The organism is Streptomyces sp. NPDC048419 (genome assembly GCF_043200415.1).
In the GTDB taxonomy this organism is placed as follows: Bacteria; Actinomycetota; Actinomycetes; order Streptomycetales; family Streptomycetaceae; genus Streptomyces.
The window spans coordinates 164,341-179,067 of sequence record NZ_JBICXT010000002.1 but is presented as its reverse complement, the minus strand read 5'-3'; the positions used below and the strand labels follow the sequence as shown (position 1 = coordinate 179,067).

The 14,727-nt window shown below is 72.0% G+C and carries 13 protein-coding genes; 4 read left to right on the top strand and 9 right to left on the bottom strand.

Annotation, left to right across the window (positions count from 1 at the left end; translation table 11 throughout):
- Positions 1-10: 10 nt before the first annotated feature.
- Positions 11-1,285, bottom strand: a complete 1,275-nt coding sequence (locus ACGFYN_RS04750; RefSeq protein ID WP_393864304.1) for a cytidylyltransferase domain-containing protein — start codon at positions 1,283-1,285, stop codon at positions 11-13.
- Positions 1,286-1,317: 32 nt separating this feature from the next.
- A complete protein-coding gene (locus tag ACGFYN_RS04745) occupies positions 1,318-2,706 on the bottom strand; it encodes a DUF6716 putative glycosyltransferase (protein WP_393864303.1) in 1,389 nt (462 codons plus the stop codon).
- A gap of 198 nt (positions 2,707-2,904) precedes the next feature.
- On the opposite strand from ACGFYN_RS04745, the gene ACGFYN_RS04740 reads away from it, so the two are divergent.
- Complete coding sequence (locus tag ACGFYN_RS04740; RefSeq protein WP_393864302.1) at positions 2,905-3,891, top strand: glycosyltransferase family 2 protein; 987 nt, start codon at positions 2,905-2,907, stop codon at positions 3,889-3,891.
- Positions 3,891-5,237 (top strand): alpha-2,8-polysialyltransferase family protein, encoded by a 1,347-nt coding sequence (locus ACGFYN_RS04735; protein WP_393864301.1) that lies wholly within the window; start codon positions 3,891-3,893, stop codon positions 5,235-5,237. Before ACGFYN_RS04740 ends, ACGFYN_RS04735 begins: the two co-directional genes overlap by 1 nt.
- 117 nt (positions 5,238-5,354) lie before the next feature.
- Here the strand turns inward: ACGFYN_RS04735 and ACGFYN_RS04730 are convergent, their stop codons facing one another.
- Positions 5,355-6,002 carry a TetR/AcrR family transcriptional regulator gene (locus ACGFYN_RS04730; RefSeq protein WP_393864300.1) on the bottom strand — a complete coding sequence of 216 codons (648 nt, stop codon included), beginning with the start codon at positions 6,000-6,002 and terminating at the stop codon, positions 5,355-5,357.
- Between the two features lie 72 nt (positions 6,003-6,074).
- Between ACGFYN_RS04730 and ACGFYN_RS04725 the strand changes: the two genes are divergently transcribed.
- Positions 6,075-7,490 carry an FAD-dependent monooxygenase gene (locus tag ACGFYN_RS04725; RefSeq protein ID WP_393864299.1) on the top strand — a complete coding sequence of 472 codons (1,416 nt, stop codon included), beginning with the start codon at positions 6,075-6,077 and terminating at the stop codon, positions 7,488-7,490.
- Positions 7,491-7,496: 6 nt separating this feature from the next.
- On the opposite strand, the gene leuE is transcribed toward ACGFYN_RS04725, so the two are convergent.
- Both leuE and ACGFYN_RS04715 read right to left on the bottom strand, forming a co-directional pair.
- Complete coding sequence (leuE, locus tag ACGFYN_RS04720) at positions 7,497-8,147, bottom strand: leucine efflux protein LeuE (protein ID WP_393864298.1); 651 nt, start codon at positions 8,145-8,147, stop codon at positions 7,497-7,499.
- Between the two features lie 18 nt (positions 8,148-8,165).
- Positions 8,166-9,746 carry a methylmalonyl-CoA mutase gene (locus tag ACGFYN_RS04715; RefSeq protein WP_393864297.1) on the bottom strand — a complete coding sequence of 527 codons (1,581 nt, stop codon included), beginning with the start codon at positions 9,744-9,746 and terminating at the stop codon, positions 8,166-8,168.
- Positions 9,747-9,908: 162 nt separating this feature from the next.
- Here ACGFYN_RS04715 and ACGFYN_RS04710 point away from each other — a divergent pair, with 162 nt between their 5' ends.
- The gene (locus tag ACGFYN_RS04710) at positions 9,909-10,757 is read left to right on the top strand and encodes a L,D-transpeptidase family protein (protein WP_393864296.1); all 849 of its coding nucleotides are present in this window, start codon (positions 9,909-9,911) and stop codon (positions 10,755-10,757) included.
- Between the two features lie 209 nt (positions 10,758-10,966).
- Here ACGFYN_RS04710 and ACGFYN_RS04705 read toward each other — a convergent pair whose 3' ends face one another.
- From ACGFYN_RS04705 to ACGFYN_RS04690, 4 genes are all read right to left on the bottom strand, one after another.
- Positions 10,967-12,016, bottom strand: coding sequence for a hypothetical protein (locus tag ACGFYN_RS04705; protein WP_393864295.1), 1,050 nt, complete (start codon positions 12,014-12,016; stop codon positions 10,967-10,969).
- Positions 12,016-12,678: an RNA polymerase sigma factor gene (locus ACGFYN_RS04700; protein WP_393864294.1), complete on the bottom strand. Its 663-nt coding sequence runs from the start codon at positions 12,676-12,678 to the stop codon at positions 12,016-12,018. The genes ACGFYN_RS04705 and ACGFYN_RS04700 overlap by 1 nt, the downstream gene beginning before the upstream one ends.
- Positions 12,679-13,092: 414 nt before the next feature.
- Positions 13,093-13,821, bottom strand: coding sequence for a hypothetical protein (locus ACGFYN_RS04695; protein ID WP_393864293.1), 729 nt, complete (start codon positions 13,819-13,821; stop codon positions 13,093-13,095).
- Between the two features lie 114 nt (positions 13,822-13,935).
- Entirely contained in the window at positions 13,936-14,553 is a 618-nt protein-coding gene (locus ACGFYN_RS04690; protein ID WP_393864292.1) for an RNA polymerase sigma factor, read from the bottom strand.
- Positions 14,554-14,727: the final 174 nt, after the last annotated feature.

The following is a 14,727-nucleotide window of genomic DNA, read 5'->3' as shown; positions in this document are numbered from 1 at the left end:
AGAACTGTCCTTACTTGGTTAGGGAGTCGAGAGAGGGGCCGAGGATCCAGCTGGCGATCTCTCGGATCGCGCCGTCGCCACCGGGGACGGTGGTGACCGCACGGGCGGCGCCGCGTACCACGTCGTGGGCGCTCGCGACCGCCACGGGCCAGCCCACGAGGGCGAAGCACGGGAGGTCGTTGACGTCGTTGCCGACGTAGAGCACGCGCTCGGGCGCGATGCCCTGCTCCTCGCACCACTGCTTCAGTGCGAGGTCCTTCCGGTCGATGCCGTGCAGGACCGGGATCTGCAGCTTCCGGGCCCGTGCGGCGACGACCGGGTTCTTCTCCGTGGAGAGGATCAGCATGTTCAGCCCGCTCTTGCGCAGGGCGGCGATGCCGAGGCCGTCTCCGCGGTGCACGGAGACGAACTCCTTTCCATCGGCGTCGATCAGCACCCGGTCGTCGGTCTGGGTGCCGTCGAAGTCCAGTACGACCGCGTCGACGTCGTCGGCGGTCGGCAGCGAACCGGGGCGGTCCGCGTCGAAGAGCGGCGCCAGCGCCCGGGCCCGCGCCATGTCGTGCGGGTCGTCGATCTCCAGCACGCGCGCGGGGTCCGTGCGGACCAGTTCGGTGCGGCCGAAGAAGCGGTGCTGGTGCTTGCGGAAGCCGGCTGCGTCCATGCCGTAGACCGCGCCGGTCTCCAGGAAGTCCTGGGGACGGTCCTGGCGGCGCGGGCGGAAGGACTTGTCGTGGTTGACGCCGTAGCCGCCGCCGGTGGCCGCGTCGGCCTCGGCGACGCTGCCGGCCACGGCCATGTCGTCGGTGGAGTCCGCGTCGCGCCACACGAAGCCGTGGAAGGGGGCCACGGTGTGGGCGGTGTCGGCGCCGTTCTGCACGACGGCCTCGACCACTCCGTCCACGTCCTCGCGGATGATGAAGGGGCTGGTGCACTGCACCAGCAGCACCACGTCCACGGGCGAGCCGTGCAGCGCCTCGTGCGCGTCCATGGCGTGCAGCACCGCCGCCTCGGAGGTCGCCGTGTCCCCGGCGATGGCCGCGGGCCGCAGCACGATCTCGGCGCCGGCCTCGCGGGCCGCCGCCGCGATGGCCTGGTCGTCGGTGGACACCACGACGTCGGTCACCAGCCGGGACGCCCGGCACTCGCGCACCGCACGCGCCACCAGCGGGACGCCGCCGACGGGCAGCAGGTTCTTCGCGGGCACGCCCTTGGAGCCGCCGCGCGCGGGGATCACCGCGAGCACCCGGCGTACCGAAACGCCTTGGCCCGCTTGCGGGTTGAACATGGGGTCAGCTCCTTGAAATGGGGTCGTGCGGCTCACAGCTCGCCCATCCGCCGGATGACGGGCGCGACCCGCTGCACTCCGTGCCGGTAGGCACCGCGCGCCGCCCTGCGCACGATCTGCCGGACCGGTCCGGGTTCCTTGCCGGCGGCGGGGGCACCGGGCAGCGGGCTGCCGTCGGGGCCGAGGTGGTGGCGGGCGAGGATCCCGGGCAGGTAGCCGGGGGCGGTCGCGGGTGTGTAGTACGGGGTCAGCGGCGCCAGGCCGCCGGGCCGGCCGAGCAGCTTGGCGATGCGCTCGCGCGCCGCGTCGAAGGCCGCCTCGTAGGACCCTCCCCCGGAGGGGGGACCCGCGGCCACGACTCCCTGCCGGGCCACCCACTCCGCGTCGGGGACGGGCCGGTGCCCGTCGTCGAGCTGGTCCCAGGAGGCGAGGCAGCCCGAGCCGACGAAGTGGTGGTTGCCGAGCGTCTCGCGCACGCCCAGGTCGGTCAGGACGACCGTGGGGATGCGGCGGTGCAGGGACTCCAGCGCGGCCGTCGAGCTGATGGTGACCAGCAGGTCGGTGCGGTCGAGGACCTCGCCCATGTTCCCGTACACCAGGCGGAAGTTGGCCGGCGGCTCGAGCCGCTGGACCAGCTTCTGGTAGGGCAGTTCCTCGATGTGGGTGGTGTGTTCGCCCGGCCGCGAGCGCAGCTTCAGCAGTACTTCGCGCTCGGGGTGCAGCCGGGCGTGCTGGATCAGCCGGTTCAGCAGGTACACCCGGTCCCTGCGGTTGTCCGGGACGGACGGCTGCACGGCGAACACCACGGTGTAGGGCCTGCGCCCTTGCTCCGCAGACGGCTCGCGTTCGCCCTCGTAGGGAGCACCGCCGAGGAACGGCAGTGCCACCTCGGTCACCGACGAGGCGTCGGCGCCCACTCCCTCGTAGACGGCCCTGAAACGCTCCGCGTCCTGGCGGGAGTTGGCGAGGACGAGGTCCGCGCCGTGCCGCAGCAGCAGGCCGTCGGCGAGCTTCTCGTAGACGACGCCGACGTAGCCGGTGACGACCACGGGGCGGTCGGCGCGCCCCTCCCACACGCGCCCCAGGCCGTGCAGCATCGCCTGGACGCCGCCGCCGACGAGCGCGAGCACGACGACGTCGTACGACTCCTCGGCCATGGCGCGCAGGAACTCGACGGCCGAGACCTCCTTGACGGAGTCCGCGCGCACGCCGACCTCCGCCAGCTGGCGGGCAGTTGGGGTCGCCCGTCCGCGCAGCAGAAATCCGTTCAGCTCGAGACCGACTTGCGCGTCGTCAAGAGATGCGGCTTCCATGGACGGACCCGGAGCGATACGAGTCGCGGTCAGCGCACCCCATTTCCAGCGGGTGTCGGAGTCCGCGAGTACGGCGATTCGCGTGGGCTTCGAGGTACTTGGTGGCACATCGAAGACGCTAGGAAGCAATTCCGAGGAGCGGCCCAACCGCACCTCAACAAAAAGTTAACAACACCCCGCCGAGAGCCGAACTGGCTCGCCGAAGCCCCGGAAGTACATGCGATGCACCGATCCGACACATTCAGTTCACCCTCTGTACGGGTACCGGAAAGTTCCCCCGACGGACGGCCTCCTACGCTTTCGCACGTGCCAAAGCTTTCCGTCATCGTGCCGTTCTACAACGTGCAGCAATACGCCCCGGACACCCTTAGAAGCCTTCGGTCGAACGCTCGACAGGATTTCGAGTTCATCCTGGTCGACGACCATTCCAAGGACGAAACTCCGGCCATTCTCGAACGCGCGGCCGAGCAACTCTCGGACGTCGCGCAGGTGCGTTACATCCGCCATGAGAAGAACGGGGGTCTCGCCACCGCGCGCAACACCGGCCTGGACGCCGCGCAGGGCGAGTACCTGACGTTCCTGGACGGCGACGACTGGCTGGCCCCCGGCTACTTCGCCGAACTGGTCGGTGCCATCGAGAAGTTGGGCTGTGACTTCGTCCGTACCGACCATGTCCAGGCCACCGCCCGCGCACGCAGCGTGCACCGGGTACCGATCGGGCGCCGCTGGGAGGCGTTCGACCCGCGTGAGGCCATCCTGCCCGCCGACCGCAGCACCTCCGTCGACTACGCGTACGCGTGGGCCGGCGCCTACCACCGCAGGCTGCTCGACAAGGGCCTGCTCCACTTCACCGACGGCCTGCGCACCGCGGAGGACCGGCCGTGGATCTGGAAGCTGCACCGCGAGGCGGAGTCCTTCGCCGTGGTGAGCCTGCTCGGCGTCTTCTACCGGCGCGGGGTCGCCTCCTCGCTGACCCAGATCGGCGACGTCCGCCAGCTCGACTTCATCCGCGCCTTCGACCAGGTCATCGAGGAGACCGCGCAGGATCCGGACGCGGACAAGCTGCTGCCGAAGGCCGTGCGGACGTACTGCGCGATCATCGCCCACCATCTCTCCGACGAGAGCAAGTGGGAGCCGTCGGTGGCCAGGCAGCTGCGGAGCATGAGCGCGGCGGCGATCAAGCGGATGCCGCAGGACGCCCTCGGTGACGTCCTGGAGACCATGGACTTCCACCGCTCCTCCAAGCTGCGGCGGCTGCGCCGCCGGGTCACCACTGCGAAGGCGGCTGCCTGATGTCCCGGACCACTCGTATCTTCTGCGTCTCGACCCTGTACGGCGCCGCGACGCTGGCCGCGGCGATCGACTCGGACTGCTTCCAGGAGAGGGACGGTCAGGAGCCGGCCCGCCGGCTGCTGCTGGTCTTCAACAACTCCGCGACGCCCGAGGTCACCGTGCCCGTGGACGAGATGCCGGGCTTCGAGCCGCTGCGCGACCGCTTCGACGCCATAGTGTCCTGGAACGAGGCCATCCGTCCCTTCCACCCCGGGTCCTGGACCCCGCGCTCGGACGACGTCCCGCTGTTCGAGCGCTATCTGCGCATGCTCTGGGACCTGGGCGAGGACCGGGTGGAGCTGGTCCTGGAGTCCATCCAGGTCGCCCCCGCGCTGAGCGTGGCCCAGCTGTTCACCGACGCGCCCGTCGATGTCTACGCCGACGGCCTGATGAGCTACGGCCCCACGCGCAACAAGCTCGACCCGCTGGTCGGCACGCGGGTGCGGCGGCTGCTGCACCTGGATCTGGTGCCGGGGCTCACCCCGATGCTGCTGACCGAGTTCGGGGTCCCCGCGCAGGTCCTGCCGGCCGAGGCCTTCCTGAAGGTGATGGGCGAACTCACGGCCTCCGTACCGGAGTTGCCCGTCCTGCCGGACGACTCGGCGCTGCTCCTTGGCCAGTACCTGTCCGCGCTGGGCATCCTCTCCCCCGAGGAGGAGGAGGACCTGCATGTGCGGATGATGCGCGGGGCGGTCGAGCGCGGCCACCGGGCGATCGTCTTCAAGCCGCACCCGACGGCACCGGCCCGCTACAGCCGTGCGCTGGAGACCGAGGCGGACAAGCTCGGCGTCGACCTCACCGTGCTGGACCTGCCGGTCCTCGCCGAGCTCCTCTTCGAGAAGTCGCCGCCCGCACTGGTCGTGGGCTGCTTCTCCACGGCGCTGTTCACTGCGTCCTCGTTCTACGGCCTCCCGGTCGCCCGCATCGGCACCGAGCCGCTCCTGGAGCGCCTGACGCCGTACCAGAACAGCAACCGGGTCCCGGCCGTCCTGGCCGACGCGCTGATCCCGGACCTTCAGGGCAGCAAGAGCGAGGCGACGGTCGCCGCGGACACGCTGGACGGCCTGATGGCCGCGCTCAGCTACACCATGCAGTCCCAGATCCACCCGGGTCTGCGCACGGCGGCGGAGCGCTATCTCTCCCGGCACCTCAAGCCGCGCACCAAGCGCTACTTCAAGCGCAAGCGCCTCACCTCGCTGGGCCTGCCCGGCGGCCTCCCCGAGCGCCTGGCCTTCCTCCCCCGCAACTCCACGGCCCGCCGGGTGGTCCGCCGCGCCCGGGCCCTGAAGAAGTCCGTGAAGCGGTGAGCGAGTCCCGCAGGGAGACCATGTGACGCTCACGCCTTCGGCACGACGGTGGGGCGGCCTCCTGATCCTCGGATCCCGGAGGCCGCCCCGTCGCTTTTGCGCGGTGCCACCCTTGGGCTACCCGGCGTACCGCGCCTCGACCCCGGCGATCACCAGCTGCAGGCCCTCTTCGAAGTGCCGGTCGTAGTCCTCGAAGATCTCCGTGCCGGCCGCGGCCGCGAGGGGGAAGTCGGCGAGCATGCGGGCGCGGTCCGCCACGTCGTAGCCCTCACGCCGCTCCCCGGGCAGGGGCTGGACGCCCTGTTCCTCGATGACGAAGCCGACGGTGTACGCGTACGCGGTGGCGTTCGCGCGGACCGTCCGGGCGAGGGTGAAGCCGGCGGCGGTGAACAGGCGCAGGTTCTCCTCCATCTCCCGAGCGTGGTCGGTGCCGGTGAAGCGTGAGCCGCTGTAGACGCGTGCGCCGTCGCGGTAGGCGAGCAGGGCCGCGCGCAGCCCGTGGCAGGACTTGCGCATCCGCTCCTGCCAGGTGTCGGCGGGGTCGAGCGCGGTCCCGGCGACCATCCGCCGGTACATCTCCGTCGCCATCTCGTCCAGCAGCGCCTGCTTGTCCTTGAAGTGCCAGTACAGAGCGGGTGCCTTGACGTCCAGCTCCTTGGCGATGGCCCGCAGGGTCAGGCCGTCGAGACCGACCTCGTTCAGCAGCTTCAGCGCGGTGTCGGCGACCCGCTTGCGGTCGAGGGGCGCGCGTTTCTCCGTACTCACGCTTGACAGCTTAACAGCGTTAAGGGCACTCTCGTGGGCGACGGCACTTAACAGCGTTAAGGAGACTGGATCATGAGGACTGCGGATGTCGTGATCGTGGGCGCGGGCCCGACCGGGCTGGCCCTGGGCGTCGACCTCGCCCGGCGGGGCGTGGACGCGCTGGTCCTGGAGAAGGCGGACGCCCTCTTCCCGGGCTCGCGCGGCAAGGGCCTCCAGCCGCGCACCATGGAGGTCCTGGAGGACCTCGGCGTGCTGGACGCGATCCTCGCGGCCGGCGGGCCCTACCCGGTCGGGATGATCTGGCAGGACGGCGAGCGGGCGGGCGAGCACGTGATGCTCGACCGGGACGAGATCAAGAACGCGGCGGGCGACTCGGCGTTCACCGAGCCGTGGATGGTCCCGCAGTGGCGGACGCAGGAGATCCTGTTCGAGCGGCTGGTGGAGCTGGGCGGCCGGGTGGGCTTCGGGCAGGAGGTCACCGGGCTGGACCAGGACGACACCGGCGTGACCCTGCACCTCGCCTCCGGGCCGGACCTGCGCGCCCGGTACGTCGTCGCGGCGGACGGCGGCCGCTCGGCCGTGCGGCGCGCGCTCGGCATCGGCATGACCGGGGAGACGGTCGACCCGAACCCGGTCCTCGTCTCGGACGTGCGGATCACCGGCCTGGACCGCGACAACTGGCACGTCTTCCCGCCGAGCGGGGACGGCGCGGGCTACATGGCGATCTGCCCACTGGCCGGCACGGAGGACTTCCAGCTGGTCGCCCAGTTCCCGGAGGGCAGCGTCCTGGACACCTCCCTGGACGGCATCCGCAAGGTGGCCGCCGCCCGCTCGCACCTGGCGCCCGAGGACGTCACGGAGGTCCGCTGGGCCTCGGAGTTCCGCCCGCGCGCGGCCCTCGCGGACCGCTTCCGCTCCGGGCGCGTGTTCCTCGCCGGGGACGCGGCGCACGTCCACTCCCCCGCGGGCGGCCAGGGCCTCAACACCAGCGTCCAGGACGCCTACAACCTCGGCTGGAAGCTGGGGGCCGTTCTCTCGGACGGCGCGGACCCGGCACTGCTGGCCACCTACGAGGAGGAGCGGCGCCCGATCGCGGCCCAGATGCTCGGCGTCTCCACCGGCGTGCACCGCGGCGAGGTACGGCGCGGCGCGGCGACGATGCAACTGGGCCTGGGCTACCGGGAGTCCACCCTCAGCGAGGACACACGGCCGGCCGCGGCCACGCCACGGGCCGGCGACCGCGCCCCCGACGCCCAGGAGGCGGACGTACGGCTCTTCGACGCCTTCCGCGGCCCGCACTGGACCCTGCTGGCGCTGGGCACCGAGGCACCGGCCCTGGACCTCCGGTCGGTCCACGTCGTCCAGGGCCCGCCCCAGCAGCCGTACGGACAGGGCCTGTTCCTGGTCCGCCCGGACGGATACGTCGGCTGGGCGGGCGAGTCGGACGGCGCGCTGCGGTCCTACGTCACCAGGCTCGGCCTGCGCTGACCGCCGCTACGAGCTCGCCAGCGACAGCTTCAGGGCGAAGCCCAGGAACAGCGCACCGGCCGCCGAGGTCGCCGTCGCCGACAGGCGCTTGCGGCGGCGGAAGGCGGCGGCGAGGCGGGTGCCGCCGAAGATCAGGGCGCTGAGGTAGAGGAAGCTCGCGATCTGGGCGAAGGCGCCGAGCACGACGAACGACAGCGCCGGGTAGGCGTACCCCGGGTCGACGAACTGCACGAAGAAGGCGACGAAGAACAGGATCGCCTTGGGGTTGAAGAGGCTGACGACCAGCGCACGGCGGTAGGGCCGCTCGTCGGCCGCCGCGGGTGCGGCCTCCTGCTCCAGGGCGCGCTCGCGCCGGGTCCGCCACATCCCCCACGCGGCCCGCATCATCCCGATGGCGAGCCACGTCAGATACCCGGCGCCGGCGTACTTCACGATCCCGAACAGCACGGCGTTCGCCTGCAGCAGCGAGGCGACGCCGGCGGCGGAGAGGGTCATCAGGACCGTGTCGCCGCACCACACGCCGGCCGCGGCGGTGTATCCGGCGCGCACCCCGCGGCGGGCGGCCACGGAGAGCACGTACAGCGAGTTGGGACCGGGCAGCAGCACGATGAGGACGAGTCCTGCCAGGTAGGTGGGGAGATCTATGACGCCGAGCATGGAAGGGAGTGTGACATGTCAGAAGGTGTCCGACGGCACGTGGGTGCCCCAGATCTCCCGCAGTGCGTTGCACACCTCGCCGACCGTCGCGCGGGCGCGCAGGGCGTCCTTCATCGGGTACAGCACGTTGTCCTCGCCCGCGGCCGCCTTCCTCAGCGCCGCGAGGGCCGCGTCCACGGCGGGCTGGTCGCGCTCGGAGCGCAGCCCGGCCAGCCGGTCCGCCTGCCGGGCCTCGATGGCCGGGTCGACGCGGAGCGGCTCGTACGGCTCCTCCTCGTCCAGCTGGAAGCGGTTGACGCCGACCACGACCCGCTCGCCGGAGTCCGTCTCCTGCGCGATCCGGTAGGCGCTGCGCTCGATCTCGGCCTTCTGGAAGCCGCGCTCGATGGCCTCGACCGCGCCGCCGAGGTCCTCGACCTTGCGCATCAGCTCGACGACGGCCGCCTCCATGTCGTCGGTCATGCTCTCGACGACGTACGAGCCCGCGAAGGGGTCGACCGTCGCCGTGACGTCCGTCTCGTACGCCAGCACCTGCTGGGTGCGCAGCGCGAGGCGCGCGGACTTGTCCGTCGGCAGCGCGATCGCCTCGTCGAAGGAGTTGGTGTGCAGCGACTGGGTGCCGCCGAGCACCGCGCCCAGGCCCTGGACCGCGACCCGCACCAGGTTCACCTCCGGCTGCTGGGCCGTCAGCTCCACCCCGGCCGTCTGCGTGTGGAAGCGCAGCATCATCGACTTCGGGTTCTTCGCGCCGAACTCCTCCCGCATCACGCGGGCCCAGATCCTGCGCGCGGCACGGAACTTGGCGACCTCCTCCAGGATCGTCGTACGGGCCACGAAGAAGAAGGACAGCCGGGGCGCGAAGTCGTCCACGTCCATGCCGGCGGCGACCGCCGTGCGGACGTACTCGATGCCGTCCGCGAGCGTGAAGGCGATCTCCTGCGCGGGGGACGCGCCCGCCTCGGCCATGTGGTAGCCGGAGATCGAGATCGTGTTCCACTTCGGGATCTCGGCCCGGCAGTACTTGAAGATGTCGGCGGTCAGCCGCAGCGAGGGCTTGGGCGGGAAGATGTACGTCCCGCGCGCGATGTACTCCTTCAGCACGTCGTTCTGGATCGTGCCCGTGAGCCGGGAGGCCTCGATCCCCTGCTCCTCGGCCACCAGTTGGTACAGGAGCAGCAGCAGGGCGGCCGGCGCGTTGATCGTCATCGAGGTCGAGACCTTGTCCAGCGGGATGCCACCGAACAGCACCCGCATGTCGTCGATCGAGTCGATCGCCACGCCCACCTTGCCGACCTCGCCGTGCGCGAGGGGGGCGTCGGAGTCGTGGCCCATCTGGGTGGGCAGGTCGAAGGCGACGGACAGGCCGGTCGTGCCGTGGGCGATCAGCTGCCGGTAGCGGGCGTTGGACTCCGTGGCCGTACCGAATCCGGCGTACTGGCGCATGGTCCAGGGCCGGCCCGTGTACATCGACGGGTAGACACCGCGGGTGAAGGGGTACGACCCCGGTTCGCCCAGTTTCCCGCCCGGGTCCCAGCCCGCCAGGTCCTCAGGCCCGTAGACCGGTTCGATGGGCAGTCCGGACTCCGACTCGCGCGCCATGGTGGTGATGCCTCCCGCTGGGGGTTGACTCCGAACCGGACGTGTACGGTCCCGGTCCCCACAATGCCGCGCCGTTCGCGGCCAGTCATCCGCGGGCACCATCTCAGGTGACACGCGGGTGTGCCGCTGAGAGCGAGGGGGGCCGTGGTGCGTAATACGGGCATGGGGAGATGGTTCGCCGCATGGGCGGCACTCGCGGCCCTGGTCACCGTGTGCGGCTGCACCGTGCAGGGCACCGACGGCAAGACCCACTCGCCGGTGCACATCGAGCTGCCCGGCAGCAAGCCGCCCTCCGCCACCGCCGACGACAAGGCGGGCGGGAGCGACGGGAAGCCGAGCGCGCCCGCCACACCCGCCGGGCCCACGTCGAAGGGCGGCGCCCCGGTCATGTGGTACCCCGGCGACTCCGGCGACGGAGTGCGCGAGCTGCAGGCCCGGCTGCGCCAGGCCGACTGGCTCTTCGACGGTCCGACCGGGACGTACGACGACCTGACCGAGAACGCGGTCAAGGGGTTCCAGGGCAAGCGCGGGCTGCCGAGGACGGGCGAGACGGACACAGTCACCTGGCAGCGGCTGACGAGGATGACGCACGAGCCGGGCAAGTGGGAGCTGTATCTGATGGGCGGCCAGCCCGCGGGCCCGGCCGATCCGCGGTGCCTGACCGGGCGCGTGCTGTGCATCGACAAGACGAGCCGGACCCTGCGCTGGATGATCGACGGGCGGACGGTGGCGACGATGTCGGTCCGCTTCGGCGCGGTCGGCACACCGACCCGCGACGGCGTCTTCCACGTGTACTTCAAGTCCCGCCACCACTGGTCGACGCTCTACGACTCGTCCATGCCGTACGCGATGTTCTTCAGCGGCGGCCAGGCCGTCCACTACTCCTACGACTTCGCCGCCCGCGGCTACACCGGCGCCTCGCACGGCTGCGTCAACGTACGGGACGAGGCGGCGATCGCGGATCTGTACGCGCAGGTGCGCACCGGCGACAAGGTCGTCGTCCACGAGTGAGGTCCCGGAGGCGGGAGAGGGATGCGGGGCGCGGGCGGGACCGGGGGAACGTGTCCCGCCCGCGCCTAGGTGCACGAGCCGTAGGTACGGGGGGAACCCCGGCTCTGTGCGACGGCCGATGACCAGTCGGCTCACTCTCTACTGCGCGGGGGCGGCCGAAAACGTTACTGGCGCGGCCGAGAAAAGTGCCTGCACCACAAAACAGCAGGTCAGAGCGCGCTGTACGTCGGGCTCGGGGACGCGGTGGGGGTCCTGATCAGCTGCTTGGGCAGCAGCGTGGCGGGAGAGGACGAGGCACCGGCGCCGGCTGTGCCGACGCCGGGCAGTATGCCGTGGCCGTCGTCGTCACCACCCTGGTCGCCCTGGTCGCCGCCCTGGCCGTGCTCGCCGCCAGGGCCGTTCTGATCGCCCTGGTCCTTGCCGTCGCCCTTGCCGTCCCGGTCCTGGCCCTTGCCGCGCCGGGACGTGCCGTCGGTGAGGGCAAGGACGTGCTTGCAGTACTTCCCCACGCGCTTGGGGTCGGAGCTGCCCGCGGCGCCCTCGAGGGCACGCCTGCGGCCGGTGCCCAGCTCCTTGCCGTCGCGCAGGTCGCTGCAGGCCAAGGCGGCCCCGCGCCACCGGCCGCCGCTGTTGCGCCCGTCGGAGCCGGAGCCGGGCTTGGCCGAAGTGGCGCCACCGGACGACGAGCCGGGCGGGATCGCCGGACCGGAGGAGGCGCCGGTGGAGCCGTCGGGTGTGGGCTCGCCCAGGGAGCCGCCCGGCGAGGGCGACATGAGCGGGCTCTGCTGCGGCACGGCGGCCGAGACGGAGGCGCCGGGACCGGGCCGGTCGTGGCCGAACGGCGTCGGGAGCACTCCGCTTGTCGCCGCGACGGCGACTCCGCCGACCATGCCGGCGGCCAGCACGGCCGTCAGCACGAAGCGCGCGGACCGGCCCCGGCGGGAGCTCCGTTCGCTCCGTCCGGGGCCGCTGATACGGACGAGACCCGCGTCGGGCGGCGGGGGTGCCGCGGCCCGCGGACCGGTGGCGGACCGCTCGGCCCCGGCGTCGGACCGCGCGGCCCGGAAGGCGGCCAGCGCGGCGGCCTCACCGGGCAGTTCGACGCTGCCGGGCGGGGGCTCGACGGTCAGCCCCTCAAGGGTTTTCGCGAGGCGTTCGGCCTGATCACGGACGGCGGGATCGACAGCCTCGAGTGACTCTCCGCGCAGCAAACTCTCCGCTGTTTCGCGGTCCAGCCACCTGTACTGCTCGTCGGCCATCACATGTCCTTCTGCGTCCGCGCACGCATATGCGTCACACTCGCGGACGTCACCGCGGCGTCGCGCGGTTCTCGCTGGGGCGGCAGCCCGTCCAGACCGCGGGTCGATTCCGGATCGTCGCCGAGCAGTTCGGCGAGCCGCTTCAGACCGCGGTGCGCCGCCGTGCGCACGGCGCCCGGGCGCTTGCCGAGCGTCTCCGCCGCGGTCTTGGCGTCGAGGCCCACGACCACCCGCAGCACGACGGCCTCGGCCTGGTCCTGCGGCAGCCGGGCGATCAGGGAGAGGGTGTGGTCGGTGGAGAGCGACTCCATGGCCTCGCCCGCGGTGTCGGACTCGGCGGGCCTGCCGGTCAGTTCCGTCTCGTCGCCGCCGATGGCGGGGCGGCGCCCGCGCATCCGTATGTGGTCCAGCGCGCGGTTGCGGGCGATGCGGGCGGCCCAGCCGCGGAAGCGGTCCGCGTCGCCCTCGAAGCGCTCCAGGTCACGGGCTATCTGCAACCAGGCCTCGGACGCGACGTCCTCGGCGTCCGGGTCACCGACCAGTGTCCGGACGTATCCGAGCAGGCGCGGATGCACTGCGCGATACACAGTCCGGAACGCGGTCTCGTTCCCGTCCTGTGCCGCAAGCACCGCGGCCGTCAGCTCCGCGTCGTCCCCCAGCACCAGTGGTTCCTCGTTCGATGGTCGCGGCGTCGAGGCCGCCGATCCTTGCCATGATCTTGTCTTCCGCGCCCGGCGCGAAAGGCACGTTACGACCTGAAACCGCTGCTCGTCCATGTCCGTACAAGATGCAACCACCTATGACGCGGAGCGGAATGCCTGGGGTGTGACAGAAACCGCACTCATGGCGCTGTAGCAAGTACGGGTCGCCGCGCGGCCCGTGCCGCGCGACGGCCGGGGCCTCTCCTGTGGGGGGTGGCGGCCCCGGCCGTTGCTTCGGTGGCGCACGGCAGGGCCGTGAACGAGCCACGGCGGGGCCCCGGACGAGGACACGCGCAAGCAAGCGGAACCCGGCTCCCCGCTCGGATTCGCTTTCAGGAACGTCCGGATTCCCCTTCAGGAACATCCAGAAAAGGGCTACTTGTCCTTCTTGCCGGAATGAGCGCCCGCGTTGGCGTTCTTCGACGCCTTGCCCTTCTGGGTGCTCTGCGGATTCTTCGGCTTCCTGGTCGCGGACGGCGTGTTCCCGACCGCCGGCTGCCCGAGCTTCGCGGCGCAGTACGCCGTGACGTTGTCCTTGCCGCCCGCGGCCGCCATCAGCCGCTGCCAGGCGGTCGACTCCAGCGACTTGCCGCTGTCCTTGACCTTCTCGTACGCCCGGCAGTGCGCCTCGGTGTCCTTCGCCGTCTCCGGCCGGCCCGGCGTGGCGGACGAGCCGGGTGTGCGCGAAGCCGCACCGGAGGGCGCAGCGGCCGACGCGTGCGTCTGCTGCCGCGAGGGCTGCCCGTCGTGCGAGGAGCCGTGGACGGAGTCGATCGCGGCGAACGCTACGCCGCCCAGGGTGAGACCGGCCAGCGAGAGCGTGAAGGTGACGCGCAGCGAGCGGCGGATCCGGCGGTGCCCACGCGGGCGCCAGTCGTCCCGGCGGCGGGTCCGCGCGTCGTGCGCCGCGGCCTGGCGGGCGGCCCGGAACGCCGCCACCGCCCGCTGCTCGGCGTCGGCGTCGAGCACCTCCGTGCGCAGCACGCCGGCGATCAGGCTCTCCAGTGCCGGGCCGGCCGGCCCGTCGAGGGGGCCCGGCAGGGTCCCCGGGTGCGCGCGCCGACGGGCGCGGGCACCGCCGCCGTCGCTGTGCCGGTCACCCATGTCCGTATCCATCCGTGTGCGGCTGCCGGCCGTTCGCGCCGGTCCCGCCGTCGTCGTCATTCGCCGCGTCGTGGACGTTCGATCCGCCGTGGACGTTCGGTCCGCCGCTGTCAGTCATTTCGACTCCCCCAGCGTCCAGGGGTCGTCATTCGTCACACCCGGGCCGTTGATCAGGGTCGCGAGGCGCTTCAGCCCCCGGTGCGCGGCGGTGCGCACGGCGCCGGGGCGCTTGCCGAGGACGCGCGCCGCCGAGGGGCCGTCGAGCCCGACGACCACGCGCAGCAGCACGGCCTCGGCCTGGTCGCGCGGCAGGCTGCGGACCAGCTCCAGGGCGCGCTCGGTGGACAGCGCCTCCAGGGCCTGGTCGTGGGTGCTGTGCGGGCCGGCCAGCTCCAGCACGTCCGCGTCGAGCCCGGCCGACCGGGGCCGCACCCTCTGCCGGCGCAGGTGGTCCAGGGCACGGTGCCGGGCGATGGTCGCGGTCCAGCCGCGAAAGCCCGCCCCGTCGCCCTTGAACCGCCCGAGGTCGCGGGCTATTTCCAGCCAGGCGTCGGACGCCACGTCCTCGGCGTCGTCGCCGACGATCCCGCGCAGATAGCCGAGGAGCCCGGGCTGCACGATCCGGTACGCGCGGGCGAAGGCGGCCTCGTCGCCCTCCTGGGCCCGCGCGACGGCCGTCCCCAGCTCCCCGTCGTACGCCTGCGCGCGGCGGGGTTCCCGTCCCTGGCCCAACAGATTCCTCGTCGTTCGTACGAGTGGTGCGCGGGCTCCGCAGAACCCGCCCCGCGCCCCACACCGGCCCGTGGACACGCCCCCACGGTCCTCAGCGCCAGGCTTCACGGAAGTGTCACAGGTGACGTTTGGTCAAAGCTGTGCGCTGTGTGTGAGTGCCACCTGCCGTCACAG